26 protein-coding genes are annotated in these 15,241 nt (G+C 48.3%); 8 read left to right on the plus strand and 18 right to left on the minus strand.

Going from position 1 to position 15,241, the window contains the following annotated elements; all coding sequences use genetic code 11:
- Positions 1-106: 106 nt before the first annotated feature.
- The 18 genes from HGO26_RS22465 to HGO26_RS11615 form a co-directional block, all read right to left on the minus strand.
- Complete coding sequence (locus tag HGO26_RS22465) at positions 107-232, minus strand: hypothetical protein (protein WP_012089916.1); 126 nt, start codon at positions 230-232, stop codon at positions 107-109.
- Positions 229-549 (minus strand): hypothetical protein, encoded by a 321-nt coding sequence (locus HGO26_RS11535; protein ID WP_168825289.1) that lies wholly within the window; start codon positions 547-549, stop codon positions 229-231. Before HGO26_RS11535 ends, HGO26_RS22465 begins: the two co-directional genes overlap by 4 nt.
- Positions 546-1,154, minus strand: coding sequence for a hypothetical protein (locus HGO26_RS11540; RefSeq protein WP_168825291.1), 609 nt, complete (start codon positions 1,152-1,154; stop codon positions 546-548). The genes HGO26_RS11535 and HGO26_RS11540 overlap by 4 nt, the downstream gene beginning before the upstream one ends.
- Positions 1,151-1,381: a hypothetical protein gene (locus HGO26_RS11545; RefSeq protein ID WP_011847800.1), complete on the minus strand. Its 231-nt coding sequence runs from the start codon at positions 1,379-1,381 to the stop codon at positions 1,151-1,153. Before HGO26_RS11545 ends, HGO26_RS11540 begins: the two co-directional genes overlap by 4 nt.
- Positions 1,378-1,656: a hypothetical protein gene (locus HGO26_RS11550; protein ID WP_168825293.1), complete on the minus strand. Its 279-nt coding sequence runs from the start codon at positions 1,654-1,656 to the stop codon at positions 1,378-1,380. Before HGO26_RS11550 ends, HGO26_RS11545 begins: the two co-directional genes overlap by 4 nt.
- Positions 1,657-1,965 carry a hypothetical protein gene (locus tag HGO26_RS11555; RefSeq protein WP_012197003.1) on the minus strand — a complete coding sequence of 103 codons (309 nt, stop codon included), beginning with the start codon at positions 1,963-1,965 and terminating at the stop codon, positions 1,657-1,659.
- On the minus strand, positions 1,962-3,026 hold the full coding sequence (locus HGO26_RS11560) for a DGQHR domain-containing protein (RefSeq protein WP_168825295.1): 1,065 nt from the start codon (positions 3,024-3,026) through the stop codon (positions 1,962-1,964). The genes HGO26_RS11555 and HGO26_RS11560 overlap by 4 nt, the downstream gene beginning before the upstream one ends.
- Complete coding sequence (locus tag HGO26_RS11565) at positions 3,023-3,256, minus strand: hypothetical protein (protein ID WP_168825297.1); 234 nt, start codon at positions 3,254-3,256, stop codon at positions 3,023-3,025. Before HGO26_RS11565 ends, HGO26_RS11560 begins: the two co-directional genes overlap by 4 nt.
- Positions 3,250-3,642 carry a hypothetical protein gene (locus HGO26_RS11570; protein WP_168825299.1) on the minus strand — a complete coding sequence of 131 codons (393 nt, stop codon included), beginning with the start codon at positions 3,640-3,642 and terminating at the stop codon, positions 3,250-3,252. The genes HGO26_RS11565 and HGO26_RS11570 overlap by 7 nt, the downstream gene beginning before the upstream one ends.
- Entirely contained in the window at positions 3,639-4,268 is a 630-nt protein-coding gene (locus tag HGO26_RS11575; RefSeq protein ID WP_168825301.1) for a hypothetical protein, read from the minus strand. The genes HGO26_RS11570 and HGO26_RS11575 overlap by 4 nt, the downstream gene beginning before the upstream one ends.
- Before the next feature lie 30 nt (positions 4,269-4,298).
- On the minus strand, positions 4,299-5,042 hold the full coding sequence (locus tag HGO26_RS11580; RefSeq protein WP_168825303.1) for a beta clamp domain-containing protein: 744 nt from the start codon (positions 5,040-5,042) through the stop codon (positions 4,299-4,301).
- A gap of 39 nt (positions 5,043-5,081) precedes the next feature.
- Positions 5,082-5,429, minus strand: coding sequence for a hypothetical protein (locus HGO26_RS11585; RefSeq protein WP_006082041.1), 348 nt, complete (start codon positions 5,427-5,429; stop codon positions 5,082-5,084).
- A 139-nt stretch (positions 5,430-5,568) separates the two neighbouring features.
- Entirely contained in the window at positions 5,569-5,931 is a 363-nt protein-coding gene (locus tag HGO26_RS11590) for a hypothetical protein (RefSeq protein ID WP_168825306.1), read from the minus strand.
- Positions 5,932-6,371: 440 nt separating this feature from the next.
- A complete protein-coding gene (locus tag HGO26_RS11595) occupies positions 6,372-7,220 on the minus strand; it encodes a DUF3037 domain-containing protein (RefSeq protein ID WP_168825308.1) in 849 nt (282 codons plus the stop codon).
- Positions 7,217-7,936 carry a HipA family kinase gene (locus HGO26_RS11600; RefSeq protein ID WP_168825310.1) on the minus strand — a complete coding sequence of 240 codons (720 nt, stop codon included), beginning with the start codon at positions 7,934-7,936 and terminating at the stop codon, positions 7,217-7,219. Before HGO26_RS11600 ends, HGO26_RS11595 begins: the two co-directional genes overlap by 4 nt.
- 2 nt (positions 7,937-7,938) lie before the next feature.
- Positions 7,939-8,835 carry a 3'-5' exonuclease gene (locus tag HGO26_RS11605; protein ID WP_168825312.1) on the minus strand — a complete coding sequence of 299 codons (897 nt, stop codon included), beginning with the start codon at positions 8,833-8,835 and terminating at the stop codon, positions 7,939-7,941.
- An 18-nt stretch (positions 8,836-8,853) separates the two neighbouring features.
- On the minus strand, positions 8,854-9,087 hold the full coding sequence (locus tag HGO26_RS11610) for a hypothetical protein (RefSeq protein ID WP_168825316.1): 234 nt from the start codon (positions 9,085-9,087) through the stop codon (positions 8,854-8,856).
- A gap of 44 nt (positions 9,088-9,131) precedes the next feature.
- Positions 9,132-9,791: a LexA family protein gene (locus tag HGO26_RS11615; RefSeq protein ID WP_247651541.1), complete on the minus strand. Its 660-nt coding sequence runs from the start codon at positions 9,789-9,791 to the stop codon at positions 9,132-9,134.
- A 108-nt stretch (positions 9,792-9,899) separates the two neighbouring features.
- On the opposite strand from HGO26_RS11615, the gene HGO26_RS11620 reads away from it, so the two are divergent.
- The 8 genes from HGO26_RS11620 (at position 9,900) to HGO26_RS11655 (ending at position 15,220) form a co-directional block, all read left to right on the plus strand.
- Positions 9,900-10,190, plus strand: coding sequence for a helix-turn-helix domain-containing protein (locus HGO26_RS11620; protein WP_168825318.1), 291 nt, complete (start codon positions 9,900-9,902; stop codon positions 10,188-10,190).
- Between the two features lie 31 nt (positions 10,191-10,221).
- Positions 10,222-10,845, plus strand: coding sequence for a hypothetical protein (locus tag HGO26_RS11625; RefSeq protein ID WP_168825321.1), 624 nt, complete (start codon positions 10,222-10,224; stop codon positions 10,843-10,845).
- 5 nt (positions 10,846-10,850) lie between these two features.
- The gene (locus tag HGO26_RS11630; protein WP_168825323.1) at positions 10,851-11,177 is read left to right on the plus strand and encodes a hypothetical protein; all 327 of its coding nucleotides are present in this window, start codon (positions 10,851-10,853) and stop codon (positions 11,175-11,177) included.
- A gap of 152 nt (positions 11,178-11,329) precedes the next feature.
- Positions 11,330-12,082 carry a hypothetical protein gene (locus HGO26_RS11635; RefSeq protein ID WP_168825325.1) on the plus strand — a complete coding sequence of 251 codons (753 nt, stop codon included), beginning with the start codon at positions 11,330-11,332 and terminating at the stop codon, positions 12,080-12,082.
- Between the two features lie 150 nt (positions 12,083-12,232).
- The gene (locus HGO26_RS11640; RefSeq protein ID WP_168825327.1) at positions 12,233-13,057 is read left to right on the plus strand and encodes a helix-turn-helix domain-containing protein; all 825 of its coding nucleotides are present in this window, start codon (positions 12,233-12,235) and stop codon (positions 13,055-13,057) included.
- Positions 13,054-13,737, plus strand: coding sequence for a replication protein P (locus HGO26_RS11645; RefSeq protein WP_168825329.1), 684 nt, complete (start codon positions 13,054-13,056; stop codon positions 13,735-13,737). The genes HGO26_RS11640 and HGO26_RS11645 overlap by 4 nt, the downstream gene beginning before the upstream one ends.
- The gene (locus tag HGO26_RS11650) at positions 13,727-13,951 is read left to right on the plus strand and encodes a hypothetical protein (protein WP_012088970.1); all 225 of its coding nucleotides are present in this window, start codon (positions 13,727-13,729) and stop codon (positions 13,949-13,951) included. Before HGO26_RS11645 ends, HGO26_RS11650 begins: the two co-directional genes overlap by 11 nt.
- A complete protein-coding gene (locus HGO26_RS11655) occupies positions 13,952-15,220 on the plus strand; it encodes a tyrosine-type recombinase/integrase (RefSeq protein ID WP_168825331.1) in 1,269 nt (422 codons plus the stop codon).
- The last annotated feature ends 21 nt before the right edge of the window (positions 15,221-15,241 follow it).

Here is a 15,241-nt window from a genome sequence, read left to right on the forward strand (position 1 = left end):
TGTATGTTTACTTGGCCTTAGGCCGATTCCATCGCAGGAACATAAATGCCTTCAGCGTTGAGTTTTGTGGTGCAATTACTCTTTAACCCTTTTCTTTGCTGTCTGGTCATTTACCTTCCTTTGCCAATTCCTCGGCGAGTCGTTTTAAAAATTGTTGGCAGCTGCCGGCTTGTTTGCGGGGCAGGGTGTACCACTGGCGCAAAGCGTCTTTGATTACTGCAGATTGCTTCATGCCGCTTCCTTATCCTTAGGTGCGAAGAACAGTGCGACGGGGCCATCTTCGGTGTCGTGAATACTCAGCAAGAATGAGCCGGCTTTGTCGCAAACGGGGTTCCAATCGCTGATATCGTTATCGCCCTCGTCAAAGTAGCGCTCGATTAAGTTTTTAGGCGCATCGAGTTCAAACCAAATCGCCACAAACTCGCCGCCTTGGCGTGCAGCCCATGCTTCACACTCTGCGCGGGTTACGCCTTCATCCCACTCGGGCATATCTGGATGGGTCCAATAACCTTCTTCACGTTCAACTGTTGCTGCTTGTATCGACTTCATGCTGCTTCTCCTTGGCGCTGGGCTTGGTATGTTTGCCATGCGGGCAAATCAGTGTTTGATACTCGCCAATCAAGCTCGCCAGCCTTGTCATAGGCCACTGAGCCGCCATATTGAGCACCCTCAAAAGTAAATGTTGCAGTGCAATACAGCTGTGGATATGCACCGTTAAACGCCGTGAAGGTCAAATCAGGGCGCAGTGATAACAGCTGTTGCTTAAAGGCTTCGGCCTTGGCATTGTGCTGCGCAATGTCAGCTTGCTTATGTGAATGGCACGCCGCGTTGCAATAAAACGCCTCGCCAACGCAGAGCACCGCTTCAATGTCCGTCGCATTGCCTTCATCGTCTTCGGCTCTAATTGGCTGGCCGCAGTGGTAACAGGTAAAACACCAACCATCGGCCAGTAACACTTGATAAGGCACGTTGCCTTGCTCAGCGTATTGGTCATATTCAGGGCAGCGAGTGACCGACATATCATCTTCAAACGTCAGATTGAGTTCGCCCGCACCTATGCGGCGAGCGGCGGCAGCATGTTGATGAAACACAATGCACGCTGCGCCCTCGCAATGTTCTTGTACTTGAAACGCTTTAATCTTGGGTGTGCTCATGCTGCTTCTCCTTTTATCCTGAGTTTTGATTCTGCGTTGAGTGCAAATACTTCGGCGTCGGCTTGGCCGAAGTCGCTGCACTCGATGGCGTTAAAAGACTTACAAATGCCCCAACCGTGGTAGTTGTTGGGGGTGTACTTCACTTCGATTTGCTGTTGATCGCACATCAAGGTGAAGTAGGGCTTAGATAGCGTGACCACACCCGCTTTAGTGCTGAACGTATTCATGCCGCCTCCTTGTTTTGGTTGTCGCTGGTTTGGCTGACTGGCGGGTGGCAGGGCAGGCGCATTGGGTGATATCGGTACGAATACACTATGGTGCGGCTAATGCCCTTGGCTAAGTTGGTTAAGCCGTTGCCCAATGCTTGCCAGTACAGGCAATCTAGTGCGCCGAGCGCCAGTGCGATTTTGATGCTGTCGCCCGTTGTGGCCTTGAGTAACAGGCTTAACTTATGGCTACGGTAATGGTTTAACAGATGGCGAAACGCCGCTGATTGAGTCATTTAGGCCACCTGCTTCGGTTGCAAAGGAGTTGTTAGCAAAGCGCTTGATTGCAAATGAGTTAATTGCAGCTTGGCCCAGTCGATGGCTTTAATGGCCTCGACCGTGGCGGCGATTTGCTCTAACTTCTTTTGCCCGCGCATAAAGTTTGATAGCTCAATACCGTGGCGAGCGGCCGCGCGTTCGGCGGGTAGGGCGCTGGTGTAATGCAGCGTTAATGCGGCAATCACCTCGGGTGAACTAATGCGGGTAAGTGACAGCAATAACGCAACGCGCTCTTGTGATTCAAAGCCTGGGAGTAAGTGGTTCATGCTGCCACCTCAGGGAAAAACGTTCTTTCAACGCTGGCGCGAACGGGGTCGAGCTTTTGCTGCATGGTTTTAAGAATGAGGTTTGATGTCAGCGTCACGGCATCGGCGTTGGCGAGTAGCTTGCCTGTTTTGGGGCAAATGCAGCGGCCAGTAAAGTCTTGGCTGTTGCGACTCCAAACGAGGTTTTGGTAAGCGTGGCGCCAGTGGCGTTGGCCGATGGACTCAGCCTCGCTTGCGGCGCTCGCCAGCGCTTTAAGCATTACTGTGGTGGTAAATAAGCTGGTTTCGCGCTCTTTACTGCCAAGGGTTTGCAACTCCATTGCTGCGCCCATGGTGTTCCAAAAGTCATAGGCAAGGGTGGCGTGATAGGGCTCAAAATTTTTCTTGGTACCCAGCATGATGGCCGTGGCGTCTTTAATTTGTTTAAAGGACCAATAAAATTCGCTCTGTGCAGTCGGTTTGTTTGTCGCAAAATCAACACGGCCTTGCATCCAGTCGATTTGTTTCACTAAATCCATGGTGAGCTTTGATAGCTCATCCCTGTGGTTGTAGGTATCTGACAAACCTTGAGGCGGCTTGCTGGCATTTTGGTTGATATCGGTAAACGCTTGCTGGCGTTCTTGCAGCGATAAATTCATGTACAGGGTGATAGAGATTGAGTCTTGGGCAATCTCCGGTGATTTTTCCAATGCCTTTGCGATACCTGTGGCGCGGTGCTGGCCATCGAACAACTTGATAATCGAATCAAGGCCAACTTTTAATACACCAACCACGCCGCTGATTTCGGACGCTTCGAACTTTGGCGCATCACCACCAGTGGGCACTTCAACCACGCCGATAATGCCTGGCAGAAAATACCCTGTTGGATTCGTTACCATGTAATTGCCAATGGATTTAGCACGGGCAGGGTTAACTTTGCGCTGGCTGCGGTCGAGCACACTGCCGGCATCGTCAATGCGTAACATACGAACCAGTACACGCATCGACATGATCACGGTGTAAAACACTTTGCCACCTTGTACGCCCATCACAGCGGGCATTGAGTAACACATATCCATCATGCTTCTCCCTGTTCTAGTTCGTTTTCTTTAAGTTCTGCAACACATCTTGGGCAGACACATGGAAAGAACTCATTGTCGTTGATGGCTTGCTGCCAGCCTGCCGCTGATAATTCGGCGACTATGTCACTGTCTGAGACGATAAAAATGGTGCGTATACAGCTAGAGCATGAAATCTGGCATCCAAAGCTCTGCTCTAGCTCGCTGATATCGGCAGTGCTTAACGTCAACATGCTGCCACCTCGTCACATGGGTATTGCTTCCTTACATTGTTAATCGCGTCTTCCATGGTGGGGTGACGCTCATTCATTCGGCCTTCACGTTGATGGCGCTTATGTGCAACGAGCTTTAACATGCGTGGGCCCGATGGCTCGATTTGAAAGCGGATCATGCGGTCATGTGCAAGAACGACGGCAGTCGTTAGGGCGCTATAGTCGAAGGTAGACATGTAATGCGCGCTAGTACTGTTGATTGATAACCCGTGATCACCACAGGCTTGGATTTTGCCAAACATGTGATTGCCACCGTTGTGAATGTCACAAAGGAAATCAAAACACTCACGTTGATCTGCATTGAGCCAAGGGTAATGTTTGGCGTAAAAATCATGTTCGTTGCTCATGCTGCCTCCTTGCTTTGGGTGGCTTCGTCGTATTGGCGGATGGCAAAAACGATCGCGTAACAGCACCAGATAAAGCGATAGGTGAAGCGGTCTTTCCAGCCATCCCAAAAATCATCTAACGTCATGCCGCCCGCATCTTCTTCATCCCAGTTATTGAGGCGATAAACTACATCCCACTCGGCGTTCTCGCGGTTTTGGGTAAACTCCTTAACAGCATTGGTCGCGCTGTTAATCGCCTCAGCCTCTTCTTCGTTCGTTGGGTCGAGCCCTTCGATAAACCACTGCAAAAACTGCTCAAGGCGTTGATCGGCTTCCTTGGCATCAAACTCACGAGTGCCATCGGTTTTACACTCAGCCTGTACCTTTTCTTCCCAGTAACTCGCATTCACGCCCCAGTCATCACCGCTTTGGCGAAAGAAGCAAAACATGTCCTGAACCCGAGAAAATACGTAACAACCCATATCGCCACTGATGCACAAATGCTGCGGCCATGTTGTTATCTCAAAGCGATGCTCAAAGCTGCCTTGGCTGAGTTCCATGTGGCGGAACACCCCATCATCCTTAAGAATGGTGAGTTTGTGGTTAGCAACATCTTCTAAAAATTGCGCTTTTGTAGGGTGGTCCATGCTCTATTCCTTCTTTCGTGAATAACGTGCTTACGCGGCGCTTGGTTGTTCTGCGGCGGTGGTTGGTGTGTTGTTTGATGGTTTCGATTTTGCGGGTTGCTGACGGCCGCAATGATGAACAAACTCTGGTGGTTTGCTGCGGTCTGCTGGATCGGTACGCATTGGCATCATCATGACAACGATTTCACGTTGGGCACCCATGACTGCTACAGCTGCAGAGTCAGAACCATAAAAACAAAGATTGGCACCTGCTAACTGGTTGTGTTTTAGCTTTGTTAGACGGCTAAAAAGCTCAGGATTTATGGCAATTTGACTAACAGACTTAGGTTTATTAAGGCGCTCGAATAAGCGACCAGCATTAGGATATTGGGCGTCTATTGGGTTGATAAACTCTAGGTATGTAACTAAATCTCTAACGGCGTGCTCATTGATATCGTCAAAGTCATTTAACCAATCTTGAATGTCACTAATCCCCGTTACCATGGCGATGCCGTCGATGATCACCACGTTTTTAGTCGGCATTCTGTGTGATGGAACTTGCTTTCCATTTGCCGCTGACAACAGTGCTTTGCTGATTTGGAAGATGTATTCGCCGTCGCTAACACCCTCAACATCGTGAATAGTAACGAGTGTATGGCCGTCGGTGGCGGTGAGGATTACGCCATCTTCAGGATGAGGCTTTACGTGAAAGCCGTTGAGGTAATAGCGCACATCTTGCTTGGCTGCAAATGCGGCTAACATGGCTAAATATTTGTTGTTGAATATGATTTTCATGGCTGCTCTCTGCTCTGCTTTCACTGCACTTAGGTTGCGTTACGCTGCGGCTTCGCCGTTAAACACCACCAGATTGATGATGGGTTTCTTGGTTTTGGGGTTCACCTTGTCCGACAGCTTGTGATAGCGAATATGCACATCGCGGTGGGCTTCTTGGGTCATGGCTAAAACAATGTATTGCTGGCACAGCGCGGGCGTTGATAACGAATGCGACAGGCGTTGTGGCTTCATGGTTTCAAACAAGTGCTGCGCCATATCATCCAACTTTGCTTGGTACTCGTCGGGGCTCAGTTGACGGCGGTTAGGGTGCGCGCCCACAGAGGTGCTGCACTTTTTGGCCGCTTGATTTTTCGCTAAGGTCATGGACACGCCGTAAACAAAAAACATAATTGCCTCCAACAAGGTGAAACTGTCGCCGTTATCGTTATCGGGATATGGACCATCACCCCTTGGTTGCTTTGCCTTGGCTGTTTTGCCTAGATAGCCTAAATCGTGAATGTGTGCGGCGGCTCTGCGGCTCTACTGCTTAGCGGCCGATTGGCGTGGCTGTCGTCATAGTGTGCAGCGGATGCACATTTGTGACGGCCAGCGAGTCGTTGCGCCACACCATCACCTTGCCGTATAAGCCTTGTTGGGGCTCGGTGAAGCGCAGGCTGAAATTGAGCCCGAGTTCACCCGTGTGGCGAATAAACTGGCGGTAAAAGGCGGCGCTGGGGTGGTGATAGGCAAAATGCTTTACCAGCTCGGCGCAACGGGCTTGCACCCGTGGGCAATCCATTGGGTCGGTGTGGCCCTTGGCCAGCGACATCAAGCAGGCAAAACGTATTGCAACCAGTAGACGAAACTCATCGCGTTGCTTAGGTGTGGTGTGAACTTTCGCTAGAATCATTTCCTTGTCCTCGGTAGTACCCATTGGGAGTAAATCTCGAAAGATTTATCAGTCGTTCATGATCCAGATTGTAAAGAAGTGGTATGTCGCTGACGTGATAAATATACCGATATGGTATTTTGTGGTCAATACCAAAATGGAATTATTTTTTTCTTTGGTATATTATTCTTAAGAAATTAGTGTTGATATTTTGAGAGTCGGAAATGGATGGGCAATATAATGAATAGCTTTTTGAAGGTATCAATAAGGCAATCAGTGTTTATCGAGCTGAAGATTAGAGGGGGGAATCGTGGATAATAATCAATGCATCATTATTAAGTTGTCTGGCTACTAGCCATAAAATTTGGTCCGATTTAGATATGGGCACGACGATAGAGGCATTTTGCGCCATAAAAAACCCGCTTTCGCGGGTTTTGTCTTTTATTTAAGCTAACAGTGGACTAGGTTAACTGGAAAGGCTTTTCATCTGGTATTTGTAGTTGTTTTGCAAATTGATAAATTGCTTGTTTATCAGCAAATGGCAATACGTTTACACCCAAATTTAGCATTTCTCGTTCAATCTCTAAGTAGGCCGCTTCAAGGTCATATTTACATTTAGTAGGCTTTTCTACAGTAAACAGCATGTGCTGCGGTTGTACGGTATCATTGTTGAGCAGTCGTTTTGCTCGTCCTATCCACTTTTCACCATGCTCCAGCAAGCTCATTGGTTTCGTGTGGTTAAACGCAAGTGGCTTTATTACTTTTAGATAAGTATCTAAAGTGGCGACTAGCGGCATTTTGATTGCTGTATTGAGCTCGCCTGTCAATTCCTTTTGTACAAAATGCATGTCACTTACATTTTTGCGTAAGCCGCCCCGCAAAGTTTTTACCATTACTTGTTCACGGTACTCTTTGGTAACAAAGTCACGACCGACGAAATAGTCATAAAGTTCATCAAGTTTTTTTGCAGGGTCATCAGCAAAAATGGCTGACATATTCCCAAATCGAAAAACACCTTCGCGTAGTCGGGTAACTTCTTGGAATACGCCTAACTGACTTTTACCCGTCAAGTAGGCATGATCTACTGTCACTCGTTGGAGTTCTGTCTCAAATATATGCAGGCCTTTTTGGTAGATGTTTCCGTCAAGATCATCAAAAAAATCAGTTACTCGAGCAAAGCGTTTTGGCGCAAGTTTAAAAGCTGAATAACCTGTTTGCGGCGCAAAAAGTAGCACCCCTACATTTGCAAATTCTTCCGTTTCGAGGAACGGCATAAAGCGAATGATGGCGTAGTGGCATAGAACCGTCACTTTATCCCCTCCCAAAATTGAATGTCTTTATAAGAAAGTAATCTTACCCTGATGGCATCAAGGAAGCTAGATTTTGCTGCTTCACTATCGAACCAATCCAACGGAATATCATCAGTAAACTTTTGCCAGTGCAACATGACTGCGTCGAACCGGTCACTATAAATTGGCCGATCATCCATCCTTTTTTGTTCGCAATTCCAGACGGTAGATGCCAAGTGTAGATCTTTATGGTTAGCAATTGAAAAATCTTTATCGAATGCTAAATTGTGATCGAATATCACTAGTGATGATTGATTAATATCGATAAAGGCATTGGGATTACCACCCAAGCTTGTAAGGTTTCTATCAGTATTATTTATCCAATAATCGAAAATATACAAATCTAGCATGGTTTGCTTGTCAATATTTTCGATTTGACTAAATACCATTTCGGTTAAGCCGTCAACAAACATCGACCCGAAACACCACTCAATATCAAGATCTGGAAATGCGCCGCTGTCTATAATTTCTTGTGGCACTCGTACAGGGGCAAAGTCAGGTATAGGCAGACCAAATTCTTTACATAAAAAAGCACAAATTAGCTCGATAGCAAGTTGGTTTTTGGTGGTATTAGACCCCTTCACAACATATTTAGCACCATCACTACAACCGCATATATAGGGTAGCGTTGCGCCTTGGTCCAAGCGCCTAATAACTTGATTTATTTCAATTGTCATGACTACCCTTCAATTAACGCCGTGAATTCATCTTCATCTAAAATTTGAATATCAAAGCCTTCATCAATAAGATCTCGCGCTTTTAGTTGCTTGCTGGATATGCCACTTGGGCCAACTAGGTTTTCATCTTGTTCACCCACGACAAGATAATTTGTCTTTTTTGATACGCCAGTTTTAATTTCAAGCCCAAGGTCAGCGGCGGATTCAAAGGCTTCGGCGCGAGTCATGGACAGTTCGCCCGTAAAGACGATTGTCTGACCGTATAGCTCACCAAATTCATTAGGCGGGTATGCTTTGTGGTCTGCGCCAACTGATCTAATAAAGGGCTTTTTAGGGGTAATCTCATTGATATGGCCTAATGTCACCGCTGCACACATAAAAACTCGGCCAGCGGCCACTGCATCGGCTTTAGCGCGATGTGCTTCATTCAGCGGGACATTACAGTGCTCAGCCACTGTTGCTAACTTGTAGCTTGGCAAGGTAAAAGCCAGCTTCGATAAGTTCATTGCACAGTGAAAATGATTATTTAAGGTAATGCCGGTATTGGCAAACTCAGCATCTAAAAAACTTTTATCAAACTTGGCGTTATAGGCCACTATGGGGAGATCACCCATAAATTGCTTTAAGTCTTCTGCTATGTCGGTGAAGGTCTCTTGGTCAGCTAACATCTTATTAGTGATCCCAGTGATACTGGTGATCTTGCGCGATATTTTTACATTTGGATTAATCAATGCTTCAAATACAGGATGATCGTTAGATAGAAGATCAAATTTGATTGCTGCAATCTCGATAATTTTATCAAAGCCAGCACTTAGCCCTGTTGTTTCTGCATCTAACGCGATAAATTTAGCGGGGATATAAGGGTGTTTTGCTAAAAAGTCTGCTGTTAAATCATCCATTTTGATTGTATCCACTTTTTATTTATAGAAACCACTAGGTAATATTGCCATGCTGCCAGATGGGGCAATTGCAACCCAATAGGTTTTATTTTGTCCTTGCTTAATCGAAGTTTCTAACTGGTGGATACTGCTATTTATACATAGGCCATTACCAGTAAGTTGCAGAGCAAGAAACATTTCGTCTGTTTTGATATTGAATGTAGCCTTTTCTGATACATCTAAGGTCGAAGCTAACTCTTCATCAATAAACACATTAATGTTGCAGGCACCACCCAAAAATTCTAACTTCTAACTTGTTAGAAAATCTTAATTTTAGCATCCACTACAACACCAATAATCTTACAGTTTCCATTAATTGGTAGCGTAGGGTATGCGTTGTTTAGCGGTTTAAGGAATTTTTGTCCTGCATCCATCACCAGTTTTTTAAAGGTGGCCTCGTTAACGTCAGTCAATTTTGCAACTACAAACGAGCCACTTTGGTGATCGCGTTCAGTATCAACAAGGATTAAAGTTCCCTCAGGGAAACTAATACCAGATGACGCCGTCATTGAATCGCCGGAAACTCTCAGCCAAAAACACTTCTCACCAGTTCGTTCTGTGGTTTCATACCATTCATCTGAAGCAAGCGCAGGAACTGACTCAATCGCTTCTGCCCAAGCTCCTGCTTGTACATAGCTGATTACTGGAAATGCGCGTTGATATGACATATTTCTTTCGACAACTCTGGTGTTTTCAATAGCAGAATCAGGGTACTCGACTAATCCGTCTGATGTTAAAACCATATGACTAAGATCTACATGCTTCATTATTGATGCAATGGTTTCTAAATCTGGTTCTCGTTTTTTATTTAGATATCTAGCAATAGTTGGCTGAGCCATATTCATGCGCTCTGCCAGCACATCTTGCGTAATACCAATCTCTTTCATTCTGGACTTAACCAGATCATACCAATTCATTTTCATATCCAAATTATGCCATATCGGCATGTTATAAAAACAACCGATACGGTATATTTTCATTGCGCCAAAAATACCGAAATGGTATATATTGGTGTGGAGGTTCATATGAACAAACTAAAACATTACAGAAATGCCATTAACGCAACTCAAAAAGACGTCGGTGACATTGTAGGCGTCAGCCAGAGTTCTATTGACCGATATGAAAGCGGAATCCGTAAATTGAATACATCAAAAGCTTGGGAAATGGTTAATGCTCTCAATCGATTAGGCTCCTCATGCTCGTTTACTGATGTTTTTCCTGATCCGTTGGAATGTGTTCCACATGCTGTAAATCAATCAAACGATAAGCAGGATTACTCAGTTTTAGATAATCCTAAGTCGGCGAGTGTGGCTTAGGTTCACTTTAGGTTAAAGGAGGTAAGTACACATGAAAACCAATTCACGTAAAAAAGATAGCCGTTTGAATTTGTTGATGAAAACGATTCATCGGGTGTTGGAGTTACCCAAGATGACGCGCTTTGCGCTGGCGATAGATTTTGTTGCGGCGGTTGAGCGCCTCGGCCTGAGCGAGGTGTTGGCGGCGGAGGGCATTAGCTTTGCGAGCACGCAAGATGTGCACAACGATGCGCGGATAAATGCGCAAAAGCTGTTCCGTTGGCTTGGCCAGTACGAGGGCCAGCATCCGCAGGCTGATCGCTTGTTTCATGTTGAGCAAGCACTGGTGGCGGCATTGCCCGAGCATTTGCGGGTGCAGTATCTCAACGATGTGTTTGGTTGCACTGGGGTGACTGTGATTGCTGACCGCATGAATGATGGCCATGTGTTGCATGTGGCCGATATGGCGGCGTCGCTCACTAAAGAGAACGCCGAGGCGCAAGTGGCGGTGATCCATTTGGGCTGTGAGCCCAAGCGCGAGCAGTTAGTGGCGGCGCACCGCGAGTTAAAAGAGTCGGCGGCGACCACGCAAGCCAGCATGGCGGCGTTAGAGCTGGCGTATCCGTATTTAGCGAGTCATGGCGGTAAGGCGGCGCAATACGCGGCCGAGAAGTGACCGCGATGCCGCAATCAAACCTAAACATCAATGTTATCGCCAGCGCTAAGACTGAGCTGCATCAGCAGTTGGTCCGCTTGGGTGACATGATCGGCGACGGTTTGCACTTAGAACCCGATGGCAAATGGATTGCGAAAGAGTATGTAAAAGTGGCGCGGGCGTTAGGTTATCGGCCTAAACGGGCTAATCACACTGCACAGATTAATGCGGTAATGCTTAAGCGGGTGGCTGATGTGCCGTGTGGCCAGTGCGGTTTGGCTTTAAAACAAACCAAGTCGGGCTCGAAACGCGCCGTGTGTGCCAATGGGCATAAGTGGCAGTTGTTGAAATGACTTGGTGAAATAAGTGAAGGAGTGAATGACATGTTCACAAATCAGTTAAGTGATAACTGGGCGCGTAAAAAACGCCGTTATCCCGATGCCCGCCACAGTTTGGCGACCGATGCGGGCTTGATACCTAAGATCATGAAGTGAGGAGGATAACGATGTTTGATCCTGAATGTTTAATTTGTTGTTTGGAGGGCGGCGCCGCGTGTTCGGTACATGGACAAGTTAGCCGTGATGATGGGCCCGCCGTGGCCGCGCTTACCGAGATGGAAACCGCGCAAGTGACGTTACTCATGATGCAAGCAAAGCAGTTAATGCTTAAGGCGATGGCGCTTAAATCTAAGTCGAACATGCCTAATAGCACTGTGACTAATGTTGCTGAGCTTAGCGCCAATGATCTTAGCGCGGCAACCTCTGAACGGGCAGCGTTAAGTGGCGTGAACATGGGCAAAGACATTGCCTGTTTTCATGGGCATACCACGGCGGAGTTGTTTAGGCGAACGCAGGTGGGCCGAATGGTTGAGGTGTTAAGGCGCTGCGATGAATTGCAGCATAGTCGCCCCGAGCGTTGGGCGGTTATCGCGACCGACATCGTGGATAAGGCGCTGCTGGGCAGTGGCAAGCAGTTGTTGCTGCCGACGGTGAGTATCGATTGGATTATGAATTATCTGCTGATGGAAGAACAACGCGCGGAGCGTTCTATTGCGCTATTGGCGGTGGATGCAGGCGCGGCTGATGTGAGTGCGGCTGATATGAGTGCAGCTAATGTGAATGCCATCGTGACTAGCCGCAACGTGCACATTAAACGGCGTAATTTTTTTAGCCAGTTGCGCAGTAACTTGGCGCACAAGGTTTACTTGCTTGGCAGTGAAGGCGAGCGAGCGGAGGGCAACGGGGCGCATTGCAGTTGACCCGTTGCTGTAGACATAAGAAAGCCCGCTGAAGTTTTGGCGACCGATGCGGGCTTAATACCTATACCTAAAGTGAGGCAATAGCATGTTACTGAAGCATGGGGTTTGCGTCAATTCAACTTTGTGGGTTGCTCCGTTTGGGGGTGACTTATGAGTATGGAATTGATGGTAAAAGCGATGAAGGCCAAGGTGGGTAATCCACTGCGCAAGCTGGTGTTGATCAAGCTTGCTGATAACGCCAATGACCAAGGCGAATGCTGGCCGAGTTACGAGTATATTTCGCAGGCTTGTGAGATAAGCGAGCGGTCGGCGATTAACCACATTAATGCGCTGGTTGACGTCGGACTGGTGCGCAAAATTACCCGCAAGAGTGAGCATAAACGCAATACATCCAACCTGTATATTTTGGACTTTTCATCGTGTGTTCTGAGTGATAAACCTGCTCAAACCCTACCTTTTACTGAGGGTGCAGCAAATTCACCCTTAGAAAATACTGAGGGTGCAGCATATTCACCCCTAGAAAATACTGGGGGTGCAGCAGATTCACCCATGGGTGCAGGAGATTCACCCTCTGAGGGTGCAGGAGCTGCACCCAGAATCTGTCACTCTTTTGAACCTATCAAAGAATCTTTAAAAGACTCTTGTCCAGCAACCAGTGCTAAGTCGGTTTTCAATGCGTTTTTCAAAGCCTATCCCGCCCATCGCAAAGGCGGCTCGGATTCGGCTGCGTGGAAAGCGTGGAAGGCCGAAAAGCTGACCGATGCCGATTGTGTGTTGGCGGTGAGCTGGTTGAAGGAGGCTGCGGCGCTGGATGCAAGTTGGGGCTTTAGCGCTAACGGCCAGTTTGTGCTCGGCATTACCAAGTTTATCCGCGAACGCCACTGGCTGACGCCGTTGCCAAGACCGATGGCAACCGCGGTTGGGCAAGTGGATTGGAGCTATGCGGTGTATGACCCAGAGGACCCTTTGATATGACTGCCAACCAAAATACGAGCATGAAATCACTGCAAACGTTGATGCGCCAGCCGCTGGTTGGGCAGGGGCGTGTGAGTCAACCCGAGCCGACGGCAATGGACATGGCGATTGTGGACAGCGTGTTTAGCAAGTTGCGGGTGTTGTTTCCGGTGAGTGCGCCGCGGCCTGAGGATGAAGCAACCCACAAAGCCGAGTGGCTTAAAACCTTGGCGGCGCAGGGGATTGCCAGCCGCGAGCAAGTGCAAGCGGGGTTGAATCGCGCCAGACGTGAGCAGGGCGATAGGCAGTTTTGGCCGACACCGCGCCAGTTTGCGCTTTGGTGCCAACCCACGGCCTGTGATTTGGGGCTGCCCACGTTAGAGGCGGCGTTTAAGGAGGCAACCCGCCATTACCATCACCCTGACAAGCATACGTGGAGCCATGATGTGGTGCGCTTGGCGGTGCGTGAGACGGGCAGTTGGATGTTTGCGACTGGGCTTGAAAAGGATGTGTTAATGACCTTTGAGCGCAATTACACAGTGTTATGCAGACGCTTTAGCCGTGGCGAGTTGACCGATGTGGCATTGCCTAAAGCACTGCCCGAAACAGTGACGCGGCCCACTGAGGCGGCCAAGGCCAAATCAATTATTGCCACGCTACGAACAAACCTTGGGCTTAAGGGGGCAAACGATGGCGAATAAACCACTGACCCAGCGCGAACGCTTGATGCGCATCATCACAGGGAAACGGTTTTGGACCCTGTTTGAAATCCAGCAAGAGAGCTTTAACCGCTTTGGGGTTCACGATAGCGAGACGGCGTTAAGTGCGCGGTTTCGGGATATGCCGATGAACCAGCGAGTTAAGCGCATACGCTCGGGTACCCATCACACCTTTGAATATCGGTTGGAGGGCTAGATGGCGCAGGTGATGACAGCAACAGGCGTAGAGCAAGGCAAGTTAAACGATGCAGTATTGCGCCGTTGGTTGCGGGCAGGCATAACGCGAGACTTTCGGGACACGCAGTTTCCGGCGGTGCGGTTACGGGCCTCGACCGATAGACGCCAAGCCTCAGTGTATTTAGTGATGAACGAAGCAGGCAAAACCGTGTGGCAAAAGCAGGGCGTGTGGCCAGTGATGTGCTTGAAGACCTTTTTAACCGAGTTACCCAGTTTGCTCGCCAAACGCAGTATGGGCCAAGCGGTAATCAGCAACGAATTTACCACGGTCGCGCAATTGCTGGCGTGGTTTGTCACCCATGTGGAGTGCAATCGCACTTTAAGCAACAGCTGGCGCAGTAACTGTAAATCGTTAGTGAGTAAACATCTCAGCGGCTGCTTTGGTGAGTTACCACTCAATGAGCTGAACTTTATCGCGGTGGACAGTTATTTAATCAAACCCATGTTGGCGCAGGGGTACTCGGCCAATTACATCAAAGCGGCGGTGAAAGTGTTGAAACGGGCGTTATCGGTCGCGGCCGATTTACGGGTGTTAGACACCAATAGCTTGGCGGGGTATCGGGTGCAGATGAGTTTGAAGATGCCGCCTTTGGTGGGCACGCAATTAAGCGAGTCGGACGTGGGCCCGTTATTCAGCGCATTGCGAAATGCAGCAAGACCGGTGGCCATGCTGTTTGTGTTGATGTTGATGTTCGGTACCCGCATAGGTGAAACCCGTTTAGCACGTTGGGACCACTTTGCCGGCGATTACTGGTTTATCCCCGCCGAGAATGCCAAGAACCGCCAAGAGCATCGCTTACCTATGACGCCCACAGCCAAGAAGCTGATAACCCATTATGCCCAATGGCAATACACGCATGTGGGCAAGCGGGCGTTTTTGTTCCCAGGCGAAGTGGGGCCGGTGAGCATTCGCACCGCGCAGTATTGGAGTGAGACGATTCGGTTTAAGGCATTTACCTCCCATGCACTAAGAAAACTGTGCCGCACCATTATTGCTGATATGGGCGTAGATACCATGGTGGGTGAGCGAATTTTGAATCACACCTTGCCATTGCTGCTGCGCACTTACGTTAACAGCACCTTAGATAAGGGCATGTTGATGGCGTTGGATGCCTACCACGCACACTTAATCACACTGGGGTTTGATGATGTGGCGCCCGAGATAATGCGCCAATCGACCACTGAGCCGAGTGAGCCGGACGAGCCAATGTTAGTGGGGTGGTTATGACGCTAACAATAACAATTAGAA

It is taken from the genome of Shewanella oncorhynchi (genome assembly GCF_012584455.1).
Classification (GTDB): domain Bacteria; phylum Pseudomonadota; class Gammaproteobacteria; order Enterobacterales; family Shewanellaceae; genus Shewanella; species Shewanella oncorhynchi.